At 74.9% G+C, this 20997-nt stretch carries 18 protein-coding genes; 7 read left to right on the forward strand and 11 right to left on the reverse strand.

Translation table 11 applies throughout. The features are described 5' to 3' along the window. The first annotated feature begins 10 nt into the window (after nucleotides 1-10). Complete coding sequence (locus tag V6U89_RS20450; protein WP_334572954.1) at nucleotides 11-1201, forward strand: ROK family transcriptional regulator; 1191 nt, start codon at nucleotides 11-13, stop codon at nucleotides 1199-1201. Between the two features lie 268 nt (nucleotides 1202-1469). Here the strand turns inward: V6U89_RS20450 and V6U89_RS20455 are convergent, their stop codons facing one another. The 3 genes from V6U89_RS20455 to V6U89_RS20465 all read right to left on the reverse strand — a co-directional run bounded on the left by V6U89_RS20455 (nucleotide 1470) and on the right by V6U89_RS20465 (nucleotide 4306). Further along, nucleotides 1470-2150, reverse strand: coding sequence for a hypothetical protein (locus tag V6U89_RS20455; RefSeq protein WP_334572955.1), 681 nt, complete (start codon nucleotides 2148-2150; stop codon nucleotides 1470-1472). Between the two features lie 275 nt (nucleotides 2151-2425). After that, a complete protein-coding gene (locus V6U89_RS20460; RefSeq protein WP_334572956.1) occupies nucleotides 2426-3664 on the reverse strand; it encodes a hypothetical protein in 1239 nt (412 codons plus the stop codon). A 114-nt stretch (nucleotides 3665-3778) separates the two neighbouring features. Next, a complete protein-coding gene (locus V6U89_RS20465) occupies nucleotides 3779-4306 on the reverse strand; it encodes an STAS domain-containing protein (protein WP_334572957.1) in 528 nt (175 codons plus the stop codon). A gap of 334 nt (nucleotides 4307-4640) precedes the next feature. On the opposite strand from V6U89_RS20465, the gene V6U89_RS20470 reads away from it, so the two are divergent. Then, the gene (locus tag V6U89_RS20470; protein WP_334572958.1) at nucleotides 4641-5357 is read left to right on the forward strand and encodes a GAF and ANTAR domain-containing protein; all 717 of its coding nucleotides are present in this window, start codon (nucleotides 4641-4643) and stop codon (nucleotides 5355-5357) included. Nucleotide 5358: 1 nt separating this feature from the next. Here the strand turns inward: V6U89_RS20470 and V6U89_RS20475 are convergent, their stop codons facing one another. From V6U89_RS20475 to V6U89_RS20495, 5 genes are all read right to left on the reverse strand, one after another. After that, nucleotides 5359-6096: a GAF and ANTAR domain-containing protein gene (locus tag V6U89_RS20475; RefSeq protein ID WP_334572959.1), complete on the reverse strand. Its 738-nt coding sequence runs from the start codon at nucleotides 6094-6096 to the stop codon at nucleotides 5359-5361. A gap of 374 nt (nucleotides 6097-6470) precedes the next feature. Next, nucleotides 6471-6911, reverse strand: coding sequence for a Rieske (2Fe-2S) protein (locus V6U89_RS20480; RefSeq protein ID WP_334572961.1), 441 nt, complete (start codon nucleotides 6909-6911; stop codon nucleotides 6471-6473). A gap of 22 nt (nucleotides 6912-6933) precedes the next feature. Beyond that, nucleotides 6934-7446, reverse strand: a complete 513-nt coding sequence (locus V6U89_RS20485) for a DUF6529 family protein (protein WP_334573014.1) — start codon at nucleotides 7444-7446, stop codon at nucleotides 6934-6936. Nucleotides 7447-7571: 125 nt separating this feature from the next. Continuing rightward, the gene (locus tag V6U89_RS20490) at nucleotides 7572-8315 is read right to left on the reverse strand and encodes a hypothetical protein (RefSeq protein ID WP_334572962.1); all 744 of its coding nucleotides are present in this window, start codon (nucleotides 8313-8315) and stop codon (nucleotides 7572-7574) included. A gap of 142 nt (nucleotides 8316-8457) precedes the next feature. Continuing rightward, nucleotides 8458-9471: a LacI family DNA-binding transcriptional regulator gene (locus V6U89_RS20495; protein WP_334572963.1), complete on the reverse strand. Its 1014-nt coding sequence runs from the start codon at nucleotides 9469-9471 to the stop codon at nucleotides 8458-8460. A gap of 231 nt (nucleotides 9472-9702) precedes the next feature. Here V6U89_RS20495 and V6U89_RS20500 point away from each other — a divergent pair, with 231 nt between their 5' ends. Genes V6U89_RS20500 through V6U89_RS20515 form a run of 4 tightly spaced genes read left to right on the forward strand, consistent with a single transcriptional unit; the run spans nucleotide 9703 to nucleotide 14493 of the window. Further along, complete coding sequence (locus V6U89_RS20500; protein ID WP_334572964.1) at nucleotides 9703-10992, forward strand: ABC transporter substrate-binding protein; 1290 nt, start codon at nucleotides 9703-9705, stop codon at nucleotides 10990-10992. Then, nucleotides 10989-11912 carry a carbohydrate ABC transporter permease gene (locus tag V6U89_RS20505; RefSeq protein ID WP_334572965.1) on the forward strand — a complete coding sequence of 308 codons (924 nt, stop codon included), beginning with the start codon at nucleotides 10989-10991 and terminating at the stop codon, nucleotides 11910-11912. Before V6U89_RS20500 ends, V6U89_RS20505 begins: the two co-directional genes overlap by 4 nt. Continuing rightward, complete coding sequence (locus V6U89_RS20510) at nucleotides 11909-12832, forward strand: carbohydrate ABC transporter permease (RefSeq protein ID WP_334572966.1); 924 nt, start codon at nucleotides 11909-11911, stop codon at nucleotides 12830-12832. Before V6U89_RS20505 ends, V6U89_RS20510 begins: the two co-directional genes overlap by 4 nt. A 26-nt stretch (nucleotides 12833-12858) precedes the next feature. Next, nucleotides 12859-14493, forward strand: a complete 1635-nt coding sequence (locus V6U89_RS20515) for a glycoside hydrolase family 43 protein (protein WP_334572967.1) — start codon at nucleotides 12859-12861, stop codon at nucleotides 14491-14493. 141 nt (nucleotides 14494-14634) lie between these two features. Here the strand turns inward: V6U89_RS20515 and V6U89_RS20520 are convergent, their stop codons facing one another. Both V6U89_RS20520 and V6U89_RS20525 read right to left on the reverse strand, forming a co-directional pair. After that, nucleotides 14635-16266, reverse strand: coding sequence for a copper resistance CopC/CopD family protein (locus V6U89_RS20520; RefSeq protein ID WP_334572968.1), 1632 nt, complete (start codon nucleotides 16264-16266; stop codon nucleotides 14635-14637). A gap of 32 nt (nucleotides 16267-16298) precedes the next feature. Further along, the gene (locus tag V6U89_RS20525; protein ID WP_334572969.1) at nucleotides 16299-17519 is read right to left on the reverse strand and encodes a PucR family transcriptional regulator; all 1221 of its coding nucleotides are present in this window, start codon (nucleotides 17517-17519) and stop codon (nucleotides 16299-16301) included. Nucleotides 17520-17620: 101 nt separating this feature from the next. Between V6U89_RS20525 and V6U89_RS20530 the strand changes: the two genes are divergently transcribed. Continuing rightward, nucleotides 17621-19279 carry an FAD-binding dehydrogenase gene (locus V6U89_RS20530; RefSeq protein ID WP_334572970.1) on the forward strand — a complete coding sequence of 553 codons (1659 nt, stop codon included), beginning with the start codon at nucleotides 17621-17623 and terminating at the stop codon, nucleotides 19277-19279. Between the two features lie 106 nt (nucleotides 19280-19385). On the opposite strand, the gene V6U89_RS20535 is transcribed toward V6U89_RS20530, so the two are convergent. Beyond that, the gene (locus V6U89_RS20535; RefSeq protein WP_334572971.1) at nucleotides 19386-20843 is read right to left on the reverse strand and encodes a cellulase family glycosylhydrolase; all 1458 of its coding nucleotides are present in this window, start codon (nucleotides 20841-20843) and stop codon (nucleotides 19386-19388) included. Nucleotides 20844-20997 lie beyond the last annotated feature (154 nt).

The raw sequence follows: 20997 nt of genomic DNA on the forward strand, positions 1-20997 counted from the left end.
AGTGGAGCTGGTGCGAGCGACGAACCGGGGACTCCGGCTGCGCAACCGGTCCACCCTGCTCACGAAGGTGTTCCTCGACGGCCCGCTGACCCGGCAGGACCTGGTACGCAGCAGCGGGCTGAGCCAGCCCGCGGTGAGCAACGTCGTCGGTGACCTGATCGACGAGGGGCTGGTCGTCGAGGCGGGCGCCGCCTCCTCGGACGGGGGGCGGCCGAGCATGATGCTCCGGGTCGCGCCGGGATTCGCCGCCGTGATCGGCGTCGACGTGGGGGAGACCCGGGTCCGCGTCGAGCTCTTCGACCTGGCGATGACGCTGCTGGCCAGCAGCGAGTACCCGCTGGACCCGGCCCGCACCGAGCCGGCCGCGGTGGCCGGTCACGTGCTGGCCGGCATCGAGGCGGTGACCACCCGGGCGGGGGTCGCGGCGGCCGACGTGCTCGGCGTCGGCATCGGCGTCTCCGGAGTGGTCGAGCAGGGCGCCCAGGCGGTCGTGCACGCCCAGGCGCTCGGGTGGGACCGGGTCCCGCTGCAACGACTGATCGCCGACGGCACCGACCTGCCGCTGCACCTCGACAACGGGGCCAAGACCCTCGGCCAGGCGGAGATGTGGTTCGGCGCCGGCCGGGGCGCCCGACACGCCGTGTTCGCGCTCGTCGGCTCCGGCGTCGGCGCGGCCGTGGTGACCAACGGGATCACCTATCGGGGAGCGTCCAGCAGCGCTGGCGAGTGGGGGCACACCACCCTGATGTACGGCGGCCGGGCCTGTCGCTGCGGCGCCCGGGGCTGCCTGGAGGCGTACGTCGGGGCGGAGGCGATCATCGACCGTTACCGGGAGGCCCGTCGGGGCCGGCCGGTGCCCGGCGACGACGAGGAGTCCCAGCTCGCCGCGCTGGTCGACGCGGCGGCCACCTCGGCCACCGCCCGGCGGGTGCTCGACGAGACCGCCGGCTACCTGGGCGCCGGGGTGGCCAACCTGATCAACCTGTTCAACCCGGAGCGGTTGGTGCTCGGCGGCTGGGCCGCCATGGCCCTCGGCGACCTGCTGCCGGCCATCCGGGCGGCCGCCGGCCGGCAGGCGCTGCGCCAGCCGTACGAGCAGGCGTCGATCCAGCTCGGTCGGCTGGGGGTGGACGCGGTGGCGTTGGGCGCGGCGACCCTGCCGATCGCCCGGCTGCTCGCCTCGGGCGGCGTACGCGACTGACCGTCACCGGGCCCGCTGGAAGGCGCGGCCGACCTCGGCCAGGTGGTCGCGCAGGGTCCGGTGGATGAAGGCGGACCCGCCGAAGACCCGCTGCATGATGACGCGGTCGTCGGCTTAAGAGAGGAAGTCGACCAGGTTCGGCGGCCGCTCGGTTGAACCCCTGGACGAGGTCCACCGCTGCTCCGCCGAGCGACGACGGGAGGCCGGGGCGGCCTCGGGGCCGCCCCGGTTCATCGACGCGCCCGGGATGGTGCGGTGGCGCGCCCGGTCACCTCGGGACCCACTCCCGCGCCCGGTTCTGCTCGGGTCGGGGTGGTCGCGCGGTCGGCCAGCGGGCGACGTTGGCGCCCCGGCGCCCCGGCTGCGACGCCGGACGCCACATCGAGTGCACCAGCATCCCGTTCAGCAGGGGGAAGCTGTCGCGTTCGACGTACCCGTGCCGACCATGCAGGGCGCGGTGGCCGTCGCTGAAGGCTTCCGCGTACGTCGGCAGGCCGATCGTGTCCATCCACCGCTGACTGCCGGTGAGGACGGCGTCGGCCCGCGCGGCACGGTCCGGGCCGGCCGGCACCGCCAGGATCGCGAGGTGGTGGTGCGCCTCGGTGGGGCGGTGCGCGGCCAGGGCCTGTTCGAGAAGGAGGAAGCGTTCGTGATCCTCGCCGCAGGCCAGCGCGAGCCGTTCCTCGTAGCGGGCGGGCGACGGGATGGGGCGGTAGCGGTGGAACCAGACGGCGGCGGCCGTGCCGGCGGGCAGCAGGAACACGTCGCCGACCAGCAGCGCGTGTTCGGTCCAGATCCGGGCCACCTCGGCCAGCACGAGCGGCCTGCGCCGCTCGTCGGGGACCAGCCAGGCACCGACCACGGTGGGGGCGACGCTCGCGGTGACAAGGTCGACGATCCGGTTCACGTCGCACCAGCGGGCGCGGGCGACGGGCATGGGGTAGCTCATGGTGTGACTCCTGATCAAAATCATGATCGGGGTACGGCAGGCGTGGTCGACCGGCCGGTGGTCCGGTGACACCGGGCGCCGGTGTGGTCGGCGACGCAAGGCCCGCGCAGGGCCGTCAGTCCGGCGGACGCCGGAGCGGTGGGAGACAGGGACGCGCGGCCGGGGGCGACGGCGGGAACTCCGGTGGCGGCGGCCGTCGCGGTCGGACCCGATCCGAGGCGATGGCGGCGCCGCCAACGACGAGGTGGACTCCCACGTCGCGTCGGCGGACGCCGTCAGGCGGGTCTGCTCCCGGGCCGGGGACAGCGGGACGGCAGCGGCGCGGGAGCGTCCGGCCGGCAGAGCCGCAGCCCGGTGGCGGGCGGCGTCCAGGCGACCGTCGAAGCGTCGGCGGCAGGCGGGTGGACGCCCCCGGCTGATCCCACGCCGCCGGTGTCGGTGGCGGGCGCGCCGTGGTGCGGGATGAGGTCAGGTCGGACCGGGTGGCGGACGGGATCGTCCCCGGCTCCCGCCGGCGACCACGCGACCGCCCTCGTCGGTGCCGGGCCGGCCAGGGCCGCGCCGGTTCGGGCTTCGCCGGTGGGCGGCATCGCGGCGGGTGGTGTCGGCGGGGCGGTCGTGGTGGCACCGGGTGGTCGCCCGGCGGTGCCGGTCACCCCGGGCGCCGGTTCGGCCGTGCCGCCCGCCCCGGGCGCCCGCTCGACGGGCGGGGCGACCTCGGCCGGACGCAGCGCCCCCAGCACCGGCTCCAGCGGCCGTAGCACCGGCTCCAGCGGCCGTAGCACCGGCTCCAGCGGTTTGAGTACGGGCTCCAGCGGCCTGAGCACCGGGTGGAGCCCGCGCAGCAGTGGGTCGACCACGGGGGCCAGGCCGCCGACGATGGGACCGGCGACCGGGTCGACCACCGGGGCCAGGGCGCCGAGAACGGGGCCGGCGACCGGGTCGAGCACGGGCGGCAGGACGCCGAGGACGGGGCCGGCCACCGGGTCGAGCACGGCCGGCAGCGCGCCCACGACGGGGGTGGTGACCCGGTCGACGGCGGTGGCCGACGGCGTCGCCACCCGGTCGCGCGGCGGCCGGCTCGTGCGCGCGGCCACGGTCCCCGGCGCCTCTGGGCGCGGCGGGACGGCTCGGGTCGGTCGGCCGGCGGGCGGGGGCGTCCGGCGTTTCGGTGCCGCCGTCGCCTCGCGGGTGTCGGTTGTCGGGGACGACCCGGCCCGGGACGGCGCCATGCCCCCCGTGTGGCCGCCCTCGTCGACGGACCCGGGCGGGCGCGGGGGATCCAGGGTGTCGGCCGGGACCGAGGGCGGGATCACCACCGGGGTGAGGGTGGCCTGGAGCAGGTCGGTCACGCCTCCGACGACCGTGTCCACCGTGACGACGGGTAGCGCATCAGCGGCGCGCGCGGACCGGTCGTCGCCCGCCTCGTAGCCGATCCAGGCGCAGGCGGCGGCACCGAGCATGAGCCCGAGGCGCAGCGCGAGAGGGCCCAGCCGCCCGCTCCGCACGCCCATCGCCGCACCCCCGACCTCAGCCGTCCCCGAGGGCCGGCACCGGGGACTCTACCGAAAGCACCGGTGCGGTGACAGAGAGCGCGCGGCGCGGCATGCAGGTTTCTGTGCCGCTGGTCAGGCCGACACCTGCCGGGCGCTGGGCAGGGGCGGCCGGCCGGCGTCCATCCGGGACTGGGGCGCCGACAGGGCGCCGGTGGCTCGCCTCGGCGGGACGTGGTCGCCGGTGGCGGCCGACCGGGCCCACGGCGCGTCGCCGGGCACCGGATCCTCGTCCATCCCGAACAGGTGCGCCGTCGCGGTGAGGTGCAGCAGGCGGGAGACGCAGCGGGGCGGTCGACGCAGCGCCAGGCCGCCCGCCGCCTCGCGCAGCAGGCGATCCGCCTCGACGAGGGCGCGTACCGCGTGCAGGTCGACGAAGCGGACCTCGGACAGGTCCACGACGACCCGGGGGGCGGGGCGGCCGGCGAGCTCCGCCACGAGATCGACGAGCAGGTGCGCGTTGCTCATGTCCACCTCACCGTGGACCGACACCACCGTCAGCGGTCCCTCGTGCTCCCAGTCGAGTGACATCACCGGCGCCTCGGGCGCGGGGACGTCGCCGTCCGCGCGCCGGGCTCGGTCGTACGGCAGTTCCGTGGACATCGCGCCCCCTCGCGGGATTGATCGGACATCACGGCACCGCGGTGCGGTGCCGGTCCTGGGCGCGTGTCTCGACCCGGCTCCGACGCTACTCCTGCCGGCCGATTTCCACACGTCACGGTGGGCGACGCCGCCCGGTGGCTCCGCCGGCTCGGGCGACGGGGCGCCCGCGCGGCGGGTAGGGTGCGAGGTGCCACGCCGCCCCGGTGCGGGGCCGGCCACCCGCAGCCCCGGGCACACGGCCGCCGCCCGCGGTCCGGGGACGGTCCGACGAAGACCGGCGCGGCGTCCGCCCGCCGCACCCGTGGGGTACGCCCCGTCGTGAAGGACCAGTTCCATGGCACAGACTCCGCTGTCCCCGCAGGACGCCCTGGCCGAGCTCGGTCGGATCCGGCTCGACGAGGCCGGCGTCGACGAGGTGCTGCGCTCCGTCGCCGGGCTGGCCCGGCGCAGCATCCCCGGCGCCGCCGAGGTCTCCGTGACGCTCTTGCGGGGCACCACCGCCGAGAGCGTGGCCACCACGGGCCAACTTGCCCTCGAACTCGACGAGTTCCAGTACGAGCAGGGCCGGGGCCCGTGCCTGGACGCCTCGGTCAGCGGCGACGCGATCTCCGTGCCGGACACCGCCGACGAGGACCGGTGGCCGGTCTGGGCCGGGCGGGCCCGGGACGCCGGTGTCGGCAGCTCGCTGTCGATCGGGCTGCCCATCCAGGAGGCGGTGGTGGGCACCCTCAACGTCTACGGGCTGGCGACCCGCGCCTTCGACCCGGACGCACAGGAGTTGGCGAAGACCTTCGCCGCGTACGCCGCCGTGGCCCTGTCCAACGCCCACCTGTACGAGAACGCCGCAACCCTGGCCGAGCAGATGCGCGCGGCGATGGAGAGCCGGGCGGTCATCGAGCAGGCCAAGGGCATCATCATGGGCGAGCGGCGGTGCTCGGCCGACGAGGCGTTCGCGATCCTGTCGAAGCTGTCCCAGGACACCAACCGCAAGGTACGCGACGTCGCCGCGGCGCTCGTGACGCGGGCCGAGGGACGACCGGCTGAGCGGTGACTCAGCCCTCCGGGCGGGTCGCCGGCCGGGGCGTGGCGTCTCCCGTGGTGACCTGACGCACCAACGACTCGGCCACCTCACGCACCTTGCGGTTGGAGTTCTGCGACACCTTCGCCAGGATCGCGAACGCCTCGTCCGCCGAGCACCGCCGCTGCCCCATGATGATCCCCTTCGCCTGCTCGATGACCGCCCGGCTGTGCATCGCCGACTGCATCTGCTGGGCGAGGTTCGCGGTGCTGTCGTAGAGGTGGGCGTTGGCCAGGGCGACCGCGGCGTGGTCGGCGAAGGTCTGCGCGGCCTCCGCCACCTCGTCGAACGCACCCGGCCGGGTGCCGTAGACGTTCAACGCCCCGACCACCGCCTCCTGGATGGGTAGGCCGATCGACATCGAGCTGCCCGCGCCGGCCTCGCGCGCCCGCCGCGCCCACTCCGGCCACCGGCTCTCGGTCGCCATGTCCGCCACGATCATCACCGTGCCGGTCGTCGCCGCGTCCAGGCACGGGCCCCGACCCTGCTCGTACTGCCACTCGTCGAGGCGCAGCGCCAGCTCGCCGGTGTAGGCGGCGGTGGTGGCCTCGGTGCCGTGCACCAGCGTCACCGACACCTCGGCGGCCCCCGGGATGCCGTCCCGGGCGACCTGGGCGATCCGGGTCAGGATGGCGTCCAGGCCCGTCTCGTCGTGGCGGATCGTGCCCAGCTGGATGAAGGCCTCGGTCAGGTCGAGGGGGGACTGCGGCATGGCGTCTGACGTCCTTGCGAACCGGCGCAATCGTTCCGGCGGAGCCGGGGCAGCGCATGATGGGAACGACCCACTCCCGTCGGCCGCGAGTGCGGCTCCGCGGGGGCGGACCGGGGACCAGCGCCGCTGCTTGACGCTCGCTCGCGACGCCTGGTGGGGCGTCGGCTGCGGTGGTCCACTCTACCGTCCCCTCCGGTCGCGGCGACCCCGACCGTCCCGCCCGGACGTGCCCGCCAGGCCGGCCGCCCGGGAGTGCCCGCGGGCTACCGCGCGGGCGGCGGGACGACCTGATCCCGGTCGGCCACGCGGTGCTGGCCCAGCACCGGCTGCGGGCGGTCACCCCCGGCACCTGAGCGCGTGGTCCGTCCCGCCGGTCAGGCCAGCCGGATGCTGTTCCCCTCGACCGAGACGGCCGCCTCCGGCAGCGGCTGACCGGCCGGTCCGCCGCGCACCGAGCCGTCGGCGATGTCGAAGATGCTGTTGTGGCACCCGCAGACGATGGTGCGGTCGCGGACGGCGGTGACGGTGCAGCCCTGGTGGGTGCACTTCGCGGAGAACGCCTTGATGGTGCCCTCGGTGGGCTGGGTGACCACCACCCCCTGGGCGGCGAAGATCCTTCCGCCGCCGACGGGGATGTCCGCCACCGTGGCCAGCGGCTTCGCCGCTCCGCCCGCCGCGCCGGTCGCCTCGCCGGCCGGGGCGGCGGCCTCGCCGTACGTCTGGCAGCCGGTCAGCAGGGCGGTGAGGCCCGCCGCGCCGGCCCCGGCCAGCATCGCCCGCCGGGACGGGCAGCCGGGATCGCGGTCGTCGACCATGTCCTCGCCTTCCTCTCGTACCTCAGGTGCCGACGCCGACCGTGGTGAAGTACCACAGCGACGAGGTCAGCCAGATGCCCATCAGGACGGTGAAGACCACTCCGCCGATCACCGGCAGCACCCAGCCGGCCAGGCCCGGCCGGGGCAGGGCGAGCATCTTGGTGGTGAAGGCGCCGAAGAACAGGCAGCCGAGCAGCGAGTGCAGCAGGGTGCGGGCGTCGTGGTCGGCGAAGCCGAGCGCGTAGAGGCAGTGCACCGCCACCGGCACGGTCAGCAGGAACGCGATCCGCCCCGACCAGCGGTGCGCGGTGCCCGCCCAGGACGGGGCGAACCCGCCCAGCCGGCCCCACATGGCCAGCGCGGAGAGCAACTGGAGGACGGCGAAGAACGCCGCGCCGCTGCCCAGCCACACCTTCACCGCTTGCGGGCCGGAGAAGCCGGCCAGGTTGACGGCGATCCCGGTCGGGGTGTGCAGCCGACCGTAGACGCCCGTGGCGACCGCGACGGCCGCGCCGACCAGCAGCGGAACGACCAGCGACGCCCCGGGCGCGCCGAACGTGGCGGGCCGGTCCGGCGCGGGAGCCGGGTCGAACCGTACCTGCACGACCGGCGTGGTGTCGTCGGCGGAGTCCGCCTCGACGCCGTGCCGGGGACCGAGCCTCACTCCGCCGTCTCCGGGACGCCGGTCACCGGCTCGGCGGTGACGGTGCTGCCGTCGACGATGGTGGTGCCGAACGCCGGGTCGAGCGGCGGGGCCGGCGCCGGGGAGCCGTCACGGGTGAGCACGCCGATCTGGGAGCCGTCCGGCAGCATGATCCAGCCGCCGTCGACGCCGGCCCGGCGCGCCTGCGCGGTGGCCCGGTAGAGCACGGGCGCGGGCGTGGCGGCCGCCTTGGCGGTGAACGTCCACCGCTGGTCGCGGACGACCAGTTCGCCGGTGACGTCGCCGTCGCCGATCGTGCCGGTGAGGGTGGCGCCCTTCTTGCCGGTCAGCTTCAGCCGGCCGTCCGCGGCGGTGCCCCGCAGCCAGATCTCCAGCCGGCGGCCGTCGCAGACGTAGGCCACCGCCGTGCCCTTGGTGGCGGTGATGGCGATGGTGGCGCCACTGTCGAGCCGGCCGGTCCAGTTCGCGGTGACCGGCGCGGCCGGGGCGGTGGGAGCGGCCGGGGCGGTGCTCGGAGCGCCGGGGCGGCCGCGCTGCTCGGACGGCTGCGCGGGCGGTTGCCCGGTCGGGGCGGCCGGTGGTGTCGGGGGCGCGTCGGGCGGCGCCGTGGCGCTGGCCGAGGGGGTGGCGGCGGCCGTCGGCTGGACCGTACGCGGCGCCGCCTGGGCGCTCATCGCGAACAGCACGGCGGCCGTCCCGGCCCCGGTCAGCAGGGTCAGCAACGGGGTGATGCGCTTCATGAGCAGCTCCCTTCACCCGGTCGTACGGTGCCGGGGCGCCGGTCGTTCAATCCGCGCGCCGATCCGTGGCGGCAATTCCGCGGGCACGGCCGGGAGCAGCCGCGACGGAGCGGGCCCGCGGACCCGGGAAGTGGGGCTGCGCTCAGGCCGGCCGGCGGGTGCTCTGCCGGACGATCAGCGGGGTGGCCAGCTCGATGCGGTGGCTGTCCAGTTCCTCGCCGGCGATCAGCGCGAGCAGCATCCGGGTCGCCATCCCGGCCATCTCGGTCAGCGGCTGGCGGACGGTGGTCAGCGGCGGGGCCGACCAGCGGGCGGCGTCCAGGTCGTCGAAGCCGACGATGCTCACGTCGTCGGGAACCCGCGCGCCGCGCTCGTAGAGCGCCTCGTAGGCGCCGAGGGCCATCTGGTCGGCGCAGGCGAAGACGGCGGTGGGCGGGCGGGAGAGGTCGAGCAGGGCGTTGATCTCCCGGTATCCGGACGGCGCGTTGAAGTCGCCGTGCCGGACGTAACCGGCGGGAATCTTGCGGCCCGCCGCGTTCATCGCGGCCCGGTAGCCGTCGACGCGGGCCCGGCTGCACGGCACGGTGGGCTGGCCGCCGATCACGGCGATCCGGTCGTGGCCGAGGCCCAGCAGGTGCTCGGTGGCGGCGACGCCACCGGCCCAGTTCGTCGCGCCGACGGACGGGATGCCCGCGCCGGGCTGCCCGGCCGGGTCGATGATGACCACCGGGATGCCCAGCTCGTCGAGTTGGCTCTGCTGGCTGGGGGAGAGGTCGGAGAGCACCAGCAGCACCCCGTCGCAGCGGCGGGCCGAGAGCTGCTCGATCCAGCGCCGGTCGGGGCGGGTGCGGTGTCGACCGTGCACGGCGGAGACCACCACCCCCATGCCGGCCCGGTAGGCCAGCTCCTCGACGCCGTCGAGGATCTGCATCGCCCAGGGGCTGCCGAGGTCGCGGAAGACCAGGTCGATGAGGCCGGCGCCACCGGAGGAGGTGGCCCGCCGGGCGGTGTAGCCGCGCCGGTCGAGCAGGTCCTGCACCTTCTGCCGGGTGGTGGGCGCGACGTCCGGCCGGCCGTTGAGCACCTTGGAGACGGTGGGCACGGACACGCCCGCGGCGGCCGCGATCTCCGACAGGGTCGCCCGCGTCTCCGGCATGCCACTCTCCTCGCCGATCGATGTGCCCTGCCCTCGATCGTATCCCGAAAGTTTCGAAAACTGCGCACCGGCGTGTCCGATCCGTTAGATTCCGCTGCCGTTCCATCGACGGCGACCCCTTGACCCGATCTCGCGGCGCTGCCTAGTCTGCCTCGAAATCGAAACTTTCCCGAAACTTATCGAGGCATCCGGTCGGGCGCGGCCGGGTCGTGGAGAGGACGGTGATCGGCCATGCGTCGGCGCGATTTCCTGGGTGGTACGGCCGCAGCCCTGCTCAGCACCGGCGTGCTAGGCTCGCTCGCCACGTGCGGCAACTCCGGACCGGGCGGGGGTGGCCAGCTTCAGCTCTGGGCTCTGCAGGACGCCGAATACCATAAGGTCCTCAAGTCCGCCATCGACGCCTATAACTCGGGTGCCGAGAACAAGATCCAGTTCACCACGTACGTCAACGACGCCTACAAGCAGAAGCTCCAGGTGGCGATGGGGTCGCCGCAGGCGCCGGACGTCTTCTTCAACTGGGGCGGCGGCAACCTCGCCCAGTTCGTCAAGGCCGGCCAGGTGGTCGACCTGACCGACCGGACGGCCGACCTGTCCACCGCGTTCCTGCCGAGCGTGCTGTCGGTGGGGCAGGTCGACGGCCGGCAGTACGCCCTGCCGATGAACGGGATCCAGCCGGTGATCCTCTACTACCACCAGGGCGTCTTCGCCGCCGCCGGGCTCGAGCCGCCGAAGACGTACGACCAGCTGCTGGCCGTGGTCGACGCGCTGAAGGCCAAGGGGGTCACCCCGATCGCGCTGCCCGGCTCGCAGGGCTGGACCGAACTGATGTACCTGGAGTACCTGCTGGACCGGGTGGGCGGGCCCGACAAGTTCGCCGCGATCGCGGCCGGGGCGGTCGGCGCCTGGTCGGACCCGGCGGTGGTGCGCGCCGCCACGATGTGCCAGGAGCTGGCGAAGCGGGGCGCGTTCGGCGCGAGCTTCGCCTCGATCAACTACGACAACTCCGGCGCCTCGAAGCTCTTCGCCACCGGCAAGGCGGCCATGTTCCTCATGGGCAGCTGGGAGTACTCCACCCAGCTGACCAGCAACCCGGCCTTCGTCAAGGACGGCAAGCTGGGCTGGCTGCCCTTCCCGACGGTCGCCGACGGCGCTGGCGACCCGACGGCGGTGGTCGGCAACCCGAGCAACTACTACTCGGTGTCGGCCAGCTCCAAGCACGCCGACACGGCGGTCGACTTCCTGAAGCGGACCCTGACCTCCGAGTCGTACGTCCAGGGGCTGATCGCCGCCGGGCAGGTGCCGGCGGTCAAGGGCGTGGAGACCAAGCTGGCCGGCACCCCGGGCGCCGAGTTCACCACCTTCACCTACCAGCTGGTGTCCGGCGCGTCGTCGTTCACCCAGTCCTGGGACCAGGCGCTGCCGCCCTCGGTCGGCAGCGAGCTGCTGACCAACCTGCAGAAGCTCTTCCTCGCCCAGCTCACCCCGGCCGACTTCGTCGCCGCGATGGGCAAGGCGCGGTGACCGCGGCCGTGCCGGCCCTCGGCCGGGCCCCGGCGGACCGGCGCCGGCACGGCCGGCCGGGGGCGCTCTGGGCGGTTCCCGCCGGGCTGTTCTTCACCGCCTTCGGGCTGGCGCCGATCCTGGTCGTGGCCTACCTCAGCCTGACCCGCTGGAACGGGCTCGGCGATCCGGTGTGGACGGGCCTGGACAACTGGCGGGCGCTGGGCGACGACGCCGACCTGACCCACGGCATCGGGACCACGCTGCTGCTGACGGCGCTGTGCTGGGTGGTGCAGACCCCGCTGGCGTTGCTGCTGGGCGTCTGGGCGGCGGCGCCGCAGCGCAACCGGGCGATCCTCTCGGCGGCCTTCTTCCTGCCCCTGTTGCTGTCCACCGCCGCGATCGCGCTGGCCTGGCTGTCCCTGCTGGACCCCAACTTCGGCGCCGCGGCGACGCTGGGGCCCTGGCTGGGCGCGCCCGACGGGAACCTGATCGGCGACCCGGACCGCGCGCTGTACGTGGTCGCCCTCGTCATCGCCTGGCAGTTCGTCCCGTTCCACACGCTGATCTACCAGGCCGCCGTCCGGCAGATCCCGGCGAGCCTCTACGAGGCCGCCGCCATCGACGGCGCCGACCGGGTACGCCAGTTCCGCTCGATCACCCTGCCGCTGCTGCGCCACACGATCGTCGCCTCCTCGGTGCTGATGATCGTCGGGTCGCTCACCTACTTCGAGACGATCCTGCTGCTCACCGGGGGCGGGCCGGGCACCGAGACCCGGGTGCTGCCGCTGCACATGTACATCAAGGGCTTCGTCGGCTTCGACATGGGCTACGCCAGCACGCTGTCGGTGCTGCTGGTGGCCGTCGGCACCGTGCTGTCGGTGCTGATCGTCCGGGCCACCGGTTACCACCGGATGGCCAGTGACCGGGAGGGCCTGTGAGACACCCGCAGTCCGTGGCGCCGCCGCCGACGCGCGGCACGCCCGCGTCGGCCACGACGGGGGTACGCGCCGACAAGCCGCCTGCCGCGGGCCGGGCGCCGGCCCGCGGGCCGGTGAACCTGCCGGCCGGGGTCGGCGCGACACTCTGGCTGCTCGTGGTGGTGCTGCCGCTCTACTACATCGTGGTCACCAGCCTGCGCACTCCCGACGGCTACCTCAACGACGGCGCTCTCGCCCTGCCCGGGACGCTGACCCTCGACAACTACGGCCGGGTGCTGGGGTCGGGTTTCGCCCGCCTGCTGCTCAACAGCGCGGTGGTGACCGCCGCGACGATCGTGCTGGTGCTGGCCCTCGCGCTGCCCGCGGCGTACGCGATCGTGCGCGGCACGAGTCGGGCCGTGCGGGTCGGGTTCTCGCTCTTCCTGCTCGGCCTGGCCATCCCCGCCCAGGCCGTGGTCGTCCCGATCTACCTGATCATCACCCGGCTCCAGCTCTACGACTCGCTGCTGGCCGTCATCCTGCCCACCGTGGCGTTCTCCCTGCCGATGTCGGTCGTCGTGCTCACCAGCACACTGCGCGACATCCCCGACGAGCTGTACGAGGCGATGACGGTCGACGGGGCGGGCTCGGCGCGCACCTTCACCCGGCTCGTGGTGCCGCTGGCCCGGCCCGGCCTGGTCAGCATCGGCATCTTCAGCGGGCTGGGCGCCTGGAACGGCTTCCTCTTCCCCCTCGTGCTCACCCAGAGCCCCGAGCAGCGGGTGCTGCCGCTCGGGCTGTGGAACTTCCAGAACCAGTTCGGCACCGACGTGCCCGGCCTGATGGCGCTGGTGGTGTTCTCCGCGCTGCCGGTGCTCACCCTCTACCTGTTCGGCCGGCGTCACCTGCTCGGCGGCCTCACCGCCGGCTTCGGCAAGTGACCCGCCCCCCACGAGGAGACCTCTTCATGACCAGCGGGGTAACCACGCCCACCACCACCCGTGTGATCCACAACCCGGTGCTGCCGGGCTTCCACCCCGACCCGTCCATCCTGCGGGTGGGGGAGGACTACTACCTCGCCACCTCGACGTTCGAGTGGTACCCGGGGGTGCGGCTGCACCACTCCCGCGACCTGGTCCACTGGCGATCGCTCGGCGGCATCCTCACCGAGCGCCGCCTGCTCGACCTCACCGGCGTCGGCGACTCGTGCGGCGTCTGGGCGCCCTGCCTGTCGTACGCGCACGGGCGGTTCCACCTCGTCTACACCGACGTGGCCAGCTTCGCCGGCGGCTACTGGGACCCGCAGAACTACGTGGTCACCGCGCCCGACATCACCGGCCCCTGGTCGGACCCGGTGCCCGTGCACGCCCACGGCTTCGACCCGTCGCTCTTCCACGACGACGACGGCAGCACCTGGCTGCTGGCCATGCGCGCGGACTGGCGTCCCGGGCGCGACTCGTTCGGCGGCATCGAGATCCAGCGGTACGACCCGGTGGCCGGGCGGCTCGTCGGCCCGCCCCGGCTGATCTTCGAGGGCACCACCGCCGGGGTCACCGAGGGGCCGCACCTCTACCGCCGCGACGGCTGGTACTACCTGCTCACCGCCGAGGGCGGCACCAGCTGGGAGCACCAGGCGACGGTGGCCCGCTCCCGGTCGCTGTTCGGCCCGTACCGGCCGGACCCGGCGGGCCCGCTGATCAGCTCGTACGGCCGGCCCGAGCTGCGGTTGCAGAAGGCCGGCCACGGCAGCCTGGTCGAGACCGGCGACGGCCGGTGGTACCTGGCCCACCTCACCGGCCGCCCCTACACCCCGCTGGGCAACTGCGTGCTGGGCCGGGAGACCGCCCTGCAACCGGTCGAGTGGACCGCCGACGGGTGGCCCCGGGTGCGCGGGGGCGTACCGGCCGACGTGGTGGCCGCCCCCGACCTGCCGCCCGCGCCGTGGCCGGCGGAGCCCGCGACCGACGACTTCGACGCCCCCACCCTCGGGCCGGCCTGGTCGACCCTGCGCCGTCCGGCCACCCCGGACTGGGCCGACCTCGCCGCGCGCCCCTCCCACCTGCGGATCGTCGGTGGCCAGTCACCGGTCGGGCGGCACCGGCCCAGCCTGGTCGCCCGCCGGGTCACCGACCCGCGCAGCGCGCTGTCCACCGTGCTGGAGTTCCGGCCGGAGACCTTTCGCCAGCTGGCCGGGATCACCGGCTACTACAACAGCCGCAACTGGCACTACGCCTACGTCAGCCTGGACGACGCGGGGGAGCCGGTGCTGGAGGTGCTCAGCTGCGACTCCGGCCGGCGCACGGCGTACCCGGAGGCGACCGTGCGGCTGGGACGGCGCGCGCGGATCGGGCTGCGGGTGGTCTTCGACGGGCCGGCCCTGCGGTTCTCCTACGACCTCGGCGACGGGTGGCGGCCCCTGTCACCGGTGCTCGACGCCACCATCCTCTCCGACGAGCACGCCGCCCGCGCGGTGGACGGCGAGCCCACGGGCTGGGGCTTCACCGGGGCGTTCGCCGGCCTCTGGGTGCAGGACATCGGCGCCGACGGCGGGTACGCCGACTTCGACTCGGCGACCTGGCACACGGGCGCGGCCGTCGACTGACCGGCGGACGCCGCCACCGGGACACCCGGTCGGCGCGTCGGGTGCGGGCCGCGCGCCGACCGGGGCGGGGCAACTGTTCGGCGGCGCCGGGCACCCGCGCCGGTGTGTCAAGAGGGGCTCGCCCGCGGACCCGGCGGTACCTCAGCCGACGGGCACGGTGGCGGTGACGGTGGCCTGGTCGACGTCGCTGGTCCGGGCGGTGAACCGCAGCGTCCACTCGCCCCGGACCGGGAAGGTGACCTCCGCGCTGGCGTGGTGCGGTTCCGGCGTGTCGACCGGCACCCGGACCGGCTCCACGCCGGCCGCCGGCAGGGCCAGACTGACCGTCCACTCCACGACCGGCAGCGCCTGGCCCTGCGGGGTGTAGACGTAGGCGTGCAGCGAGTTCGGTCGCCCGACCCGCACCGGGTAGACGTCGAACTGCAAGGTGTACAGGCCGCTGGTCAGCGTCTGGGCGACGCCCTCGCGGCTGGCTCGGGCGGCCTCGGTACCGGCCGTGCGGCCCGGCGGCGTCTGCACCAGCACGGCGCTGAGGGCCAGCACCAGCGCGGTGGCGACCAGCTCGACCCCCGCCGCCCGGCTGACCCGGCCCGGCCGGCCCGCCGCCAGCCCCCGGCGGACCAGGCGTCGCTGCCCGGCGGCGACCGCCAGCACCCCGGCGAGCAGGGCGACCTTGCCGCACAGCAACCGCCCGTACGGCGTGTCGAGCAGCGCGGCGGGCCGGCCGAGCTCGACCGCGGCCTGGGCGACGCCACTGGCGAGCAGCCAGCACACCGCGAGGGTGGCCAGCCGGGACCAGGCGGGCAGGACCCGGGCGCGCACCCGCTCGTGCAGGCCGGGCAGCAGGAACGCCACCAGGGTGAGCAGCCCGCCCGCCCAGACCGCCATCGCGGCCAGGTGCACCACGCCGACGGCGACACTGACCGGCGGCAGCGGCGCGGCCACCGGGTGCCCGGCCAACGGCCAGGTGGTCAGCGCCGCGACGCCGACTCCCGCCAGCGCGGCCCGCCGCCCCCGACCCGACCGGCCGGCCACCACGGCGGGCAGCAGCGCCGCGGCCACGCCGACCAGGGCCAGCCGGGCCCCCAGCACCGGGCCGACGGCGCTGGCGGCCACCGCCCGCAGGTCGGCCGGGGACAGCTCACCGACCGGCGCGCCCACCATGTCCGCGGCCTGTGCCACCCACTGCCCGGCGGTGGCCACCACGACCAGGCCGAGCCCCGCCCAGGCGGCCGTCACGGCCGGGCGGCGGGAGCGCCGGCGCGGCCACATCCCGACGGCCAGCAGCACCGGACCGACGGCCAGCACCAGCCCCAGGTAGCCGACGTACCGGGCGGCCGGCGCCAGCGCGCCGCTGGTCCGGGTCCGACCGTCGGGCGGCGGGGGAGTCGCCGACGGGGCGCCGGCGGAGTACGTGAAGCTGCCGGCCACCGGATGGCTGTCGGCCGAGATCACCCGGTAGCTGACCAGGTAGGTGCCGAGCGGCCGGTCGGGCACCCGGACCGGGATGCGCAGGGTGCCGCCGCGCACCACCGGCTCACCCGTGTGGACCTTCCGCCCGTCCGGGCCGAGGACCTGCACCCGCCCCGCGACGGGGGCCACCGGCTCGCTGAAGGTCACCACGACCTCCCGCGGCGGCGAACCGATCACCGCGTCGCGGACCGGACTGCTGGCGACCAGCACGGCGTGCGCGGCGGCGGGGACGGGCGGCGTCAGCGGTACGGACAGCAGGGCGAGCAGCAGCCCCAGCAGCGCGGCGGTTCGGGTACGCACGATCAGTGGTTCGGATCGGACGGCCGTACGGTTCAACGCGGACGGGTCCCGGATCCCCCGGTGCCGGCCGGCCGGCTCAGCCGGTGCCGGAGGGCGAGTTGCAGGGCGAGCCGGGCGTCGGGATCGTCCAGCGCCGGGCCGAACAGCTCACGCAGCCGGCGCATCCGGTACCGCACGGTCTGCGGGTGGGTGTGCAGCTCCTCGGCGACGGCGACCACCTGCCCCTGCCGGCGCAGCCAGCTGTGCAGCGTCTCGGCCAGCGCCTGCCGGGCGGCGGGCCGGATGCCGTCCAACGCGGCCAGCTCGACCGCGCCCAGCCGGTCGGCGAGGCCCGGCTCCCAGGCCATCAGCAGGGTCAGCAGGTGCTCGTCGCAACCGAGCGGCCCCGGTGGGAGCACGCCGTCGTGTTGCAGGGCCAGCGCGCGTCGGGAGAGCCGGTACGACAGCCGGGCCCGGCCCAGCTCGACGGTTGGGCCGAGCGCCGCCCGCCGGCCGGACAGCGCCTGCCGGGCGCTGGCCAGCCGTCCGGGCGTGCCCGGGTCGGGCAGGACGAGCCGTACCGCGTCGTCGATGACGGTGGCGATGGCGCCCCCGCCGATGGACCGCGCCAGGTGCTCGGCGTCGCTGCCGTCGACGCTGACCACGGCGACGCTGCGGGGCAGCGGCCAGCGGGCCGCGTCGGCCGCCGCGTGCAGCGCGCTCTCGGCCGGGGCCTCGGGCTGCACCAGCAGGGTGATCAGCCGGCGGCGGGTGGTCGCCCAGTCCTGCGCGGCGTCGCGCTGCTCGTCGAGGAATCCCTCCGCCGCCGCGCCGGCGAGGGCGTCGGCCAAGCCGAACAGCGCACCGGCGATGACGTACAGGTCGCCCGGCGCCGGGCCGGCCGGGCCGGCGTTCTCCACGAGGAAGGCCCAGATGTCCCGGGCGCCGAGGGTGAGGACGGTGCGCAGCGCGTCCACCCGGTGGCCCTCCCGGTACTCGGTGCGGCCGAGGGCGTGGAACACCGCCCGGGTGGCGGCGAGGTCGCGGCCCGGATCGGCGACCGCCTCGACGAACGCGTCGACGGCGGTCTCGACGCCGAGGGTGAGGCCCTGCCCCTGCCCGCCGGTCAGCGACCGGCCCTGCGCCCGCATGGCCGCGCGGACCGTCGCGAGGATCCGCCCGTGCAGGGGTGCCCGCAGCCCGCGGAGGTGCTCGCCGACCGTCGGCGGGAGCGCGGCGAGCCCCGGCTCGATGTCGATGAGCGCGTCGGACACGCTTCGGCCCCTCACTTTTGTCATCCGGGTTACAAAACCTACACTGGATCTTGCGCGTGGACCGCCACCATCTTGGCAACCTCGTACGTAGCGTCGGTGGCATGGATACGGATGTCATCGTGATCGGCGCCGGGCTGGCCGGCCTGGTCGCCGCCGCCGAGGCCGCCGACGCGGGTCGGCGGGTGCTGCTGCTCGACCAGGAGCCCGCGCAGAACCTCGGCGGGCAGGCGTTCTGGTCGTTCGGCGGCCTGTTCCTGGTGGACTCGCCCGAGCAGCGGCGGATGGGCATCCGCGACTCGGTCGAGCTGGCCTGGCAGGACTGGACGGGCAGCGCGGCCTTCGACCGACCCGAGGACCACTGGCCGCGCCGGTGGGCCGAGGCGTACGTGCACTTCGCGGCCGGGGAGAAGCGGGCCTGGCTGCGGGGGATGGACCACCGGGTCTTCCCGGTGGTCAGCTGGGCCGAGCGGGGCGGGGGCGCGGCCGACGGCCACGGCAACTCCGTACCCCGGTTCCACGTCACCTGGGGCACCGGCCCGGGGCTGGTCGAGCCGTTCGCCCGGCGGGTCCAGCAGGCCGCCGACGAAGGCCGGGTACGACTGCTGTTCCGGCACCGGGTCGACGAACTCGTCACCACAGGCGGCGTGGTCACCGGGGTACGCGGGACCGTCCTCGAACCCGACGACGCCCCGCGCGGCCGCAGCACCTCCCGGGTGGCGGTCGGCGACTTCGCGTACGGCGCGCAGGCCGTGATCATCACCTCGGGCGGCATCGGCGGCAACCACGACCTCGTCCGGCGGGCCTGGCCGGCGCGGCTCGGCACGCCGCCGACCCGGATGGTCGCCGGGGTGCCCGCCTACGTCGACGGCCGGATGCTGGGCATCACCGAGGCCGCCGGCGGGCAGGTGATCAACCCGGACCGGATGTGGCACTACACCGAGGGCCTGCGCAACTGGGACCCGGTCTGGCCGGACCACGGCATCCGGATCCTGCCCGGCCCGTCGTCGCTGTGGCTCGACGCGACCGGCCGGCGGCTGCCCGCGCCGCTGTTCCCCGGCTTCGACACCCTCGCCACCCTGCGGCACCTGCGCGGCACGGGGCACGACTACAGCTGGTTCCTGCTCACCCAGAAGATCATCGAGAAGGAGTTCGCGCTGTCGGGCTCCGAGCAGAACCCGGACCTGACCAACCGCAGTGTCCGGCAGGTCCTGCAACGGGTCCGTCCCGGCGCGCCCGGCCCGGTGGAGGCGTTCAAGCGCCACGGCGCCGACTTCGTGGTCGCCGACACCCTGGAGGAGCTGGTCGACGGGATGAACGCGTTGGCGGCCGAGACGGGCGGCCCGCAGTTGGACGTCACGCCGCTGCGCCGGCTGGTCGAGGCGCGCGACCGCGACGTCGCGCACCCGTACGGCAAGGACGCCCAGCTGCACGCCGTCCGGGGCGCCCGCCGGTACCGGGGCGACCGGCTGATCCGGGTCGCCACGCCGCACCGCCTGCTCGATCCGGCGGCGGGCCCGTTGATCGCCGTCCAGCTGCACGTGCTGACCCGCAAGACCCTCGGCGGGCTGCACACCGACCTCTCCGGCCGGGTGCTGCGCCCGGACGGCGAACCGCTCGGCGGGGTGTACGCCGCCGGCGAGGTCGCCGGGTTCGGTGGCGGCGGCATGCACGGCTACAACGCCCTGGAGGGCACCTTCCTCGGTGGTTGCCTCTTCTCCGGGCGGACGGCCGGGCGGGCCGCCGCGGTAGCGGTCGCCTGACGGCTCCGCCGGGTCGCGGGGCGGGCCGCCCCGCGACCCGGCCGGCGGGCGGGACCGCACGGCGCCCGCCCCGACCGGGACGGGCGCCGCGCGGTGTCGCTTCCGGTCAGCTGGTGGGGAAGGTGTCCGGGGTACGGATCCGGTTGCGCATGAAGACGCCGGACTCGGTGAGCACGCCGGTGCCGGCGTACGTGCCGCCGTAGCAGGTGCCCGGCTTGAAGGCGGCGCTGCCCTCGTCGGCGTCGGAGTACGTCCAGTTGGCGTAGCTGATCTTCAGCCGGTCCAGCAGGTCCAGCCAGGCCGTGCTGCTGCCCGCGTCGACGGCCCCGCCGCCGGTGTAGGTGACCGTGCCGAACTCGGTGACGAACAGCGGCAGCCGGGCGGCGGCCCGCTCGACCTCGGCCCGGTAGTTGTCCCGGTGCGAGGCGGCGTAGAAGTGGAACGCGTACATGACGTTGCCGGCGTTCACCGGGTTGCTGATCACCTCGGTGGAGTTGCCGCCCTCCGACACGCCCAGCGAGGACCAGCCCCGGGTGCCGACGACCACGATCGCGTCCGGGTCGTTGGCCCGGATCACCGGGATGACCTGGTCGGCGTAGTTCTTGATGGTCTGCCAGCTGACCCCGTTGGGCTCGTTGGCGATCTCGTAGATGACGTTGTTGCGGTTGGCGTTGCGGGCCGAGACGGCGGCGAAGAAGGTCTTGCCCCGGTCCAGGTTGTACATCGGGTCGCCGGGGGTCAGCGTGTGGAAGTCGATCAGCGCGTACAGGCCCCGCTCACCGGCCTCGTCGACCAGCGTGTTGACCCGGTCGGTGAAGCCGCTCGGGTTGGTCTCGTAGCCGCCCTCCTGCACGTACATCGAGATCCGCAGCAGGTCGGCGCGCCAGTCGGTGGCGAGCGCGTCGAGGGACGCGTCGTTGTAGCACTGGGCGAACCACTGCAGGCCGTGGGTGCTCATGCCGCGTAGCTGGATCGGCCGGCCGTACTGGTTGCACAGGTTCACCCCGCAGACCCGGAGCTGACCGTTGACCGCCACCGGCGTCTGGCCGGTGGCCGGCGGCGTCGTCGGCGGGGGCGTGGTCGGCGGTGGGGTGGTCGGGGGCGGCGTGGCGGTCGGCGGCGGGGTGGTGGGGCGCGTCGCGCCGGTGCAGACCGTGCCGTTGAGGGTGAACGACGTGGGCGCCGGGTTGCTGCCGGTCCAGGTGCCGTTGAAGCCGATGGTGGTGGACGCCCCACTGGCCAGGGAGCCGTTCCAGCTCAGGCTCTGCGCGGTGACGGACTGGCCGCTCTGCTGGTACGTCGCCGACCAGCCCTGCCCCACCCGCTGCCCGGCGTCCGGGAAGCTGAAGCCGAGGGTCCAGCCGTTGACCGCGTCCCCGAGGTTCTTGATCGTGATGTTGGCGGTGAACCCGCCGGTCCAGGAGCTGGTGGTGTAGGTGACGGCGCAGCCGGGTGCCGCCATCGCGTTGGCGACCGGCAGGAACGCCGACGCGCCGATGGTCAGTGCGGCCGCGGCACCGGCGGCGAGCAGGTGCCGCCGCGTCGGGCGGGGGATCTTCTGCATGGGACGTCTCAATCTCTGCGGGGGTCGGGTGCGAGGTGGTGGTGCCCGGGCCGGCCGTGGACCGGATGGCTGTGGTGCCCACACATCACCCAGCGGTCGCCGGCGGTGCCCGGTGTCGCCTCGATGCCCGGACGAGGCTCGGGAGCGCTCCCAT

It is taken from the genome of Micromonospora sp. CPCC 206171 (genome assembly GCF_036906755.1).
GTDB classification, from domain to species: Bacteria; Actinomycetota; Actinomycetes; order Mycobacteriales; family Micromonosporaceae; genus Micromonospora; species Micromonospora purpureochromogenes.

Coding starts and splice junctions, on each gene's coding strand:
- V6U89_RS20475 (WP_334572959.1), bottom strand. CDS start 6,096: ATGCCGCAGTCCCCCCTCGACCTGACCGAGGCCTTCATCCAGCTGGGC.
- V6U89_RS20480 (WP_334572961.1), bottom strand. CDS start 6,911: ATGGTCGACGACCGCGATCCCGGCTGCCCGTCCCGGCGGGCGATGCTG.
- V6U89_RS20495 (WP_334572963.1), bottom strand. CDS start 9,471: ATGCCGGAGACGCGGGCGACCCTGTCGGAGATCGCGGCCGCCGCGGGC.
- V6U89_RS20455 (WP_334572955.1), bottom strand. CDS start 2,150: ATGAGCTACCCCATGCCCGTCGCCCGCGCCCGCTGGTGCGACGTGAAC.
- V6U89_RS20535 (WP_334572971.1), bottom strand. CDS start 20,843: ATGCAGAAGATCCCCCGCCCGACGCGGCGGCACCTGCTCGCCGCCGGT.
- V6U89_RS20470 (WP_334572958.1), top strand. CDS start 4,641: ATGGCACAGACTCCGCTGTCCCCGCAGGACGCCCTGGCCGAGCTCGGT.
- V6U89_RS20500 (WP_334572964.1), top strand. CDS start 9,703: ATGCGTCGGCGCGATTTCCTGGGTGGTACGGCCGCAGCCCTGCTCAGC.
- V6U89_RS20530 (WP_334572970.1), top strand. CDS start 17,621: ATGGATACGGATGTCATCGTGATCGGCGCCGGGCTGGCCGGCCTGGTC.
- V6U89_RS20515 (WP_334572967.1), top strand. CDS start 12,859: ATGACCAGCGGGGTAACCACGCCCACCACCACCCGTGTGATCCACAAC.
- V6U89_RS20460 (WP_334572956.1), bottom strand. CDS start 3,664: ATGGGCGTGCGGAGCGGGCGGCTGGGCCCTCTCGCGCTGCGCCTCGGG.
- V6U89_RS20490 (WP_334572962.1), bottom strand. CDS start 8,315: ATGAAGCGCATCACCCCGTTGCTGACCCTGCTGACCGGGGCCGGGACG.
- V6U89_RS20465 (WP_334572957.1), bottom strand. CDS start 4,306: ATGTCCACGGAACTGCCGTACGACCGAGCCCGGCGCGCGGACGGCGAC.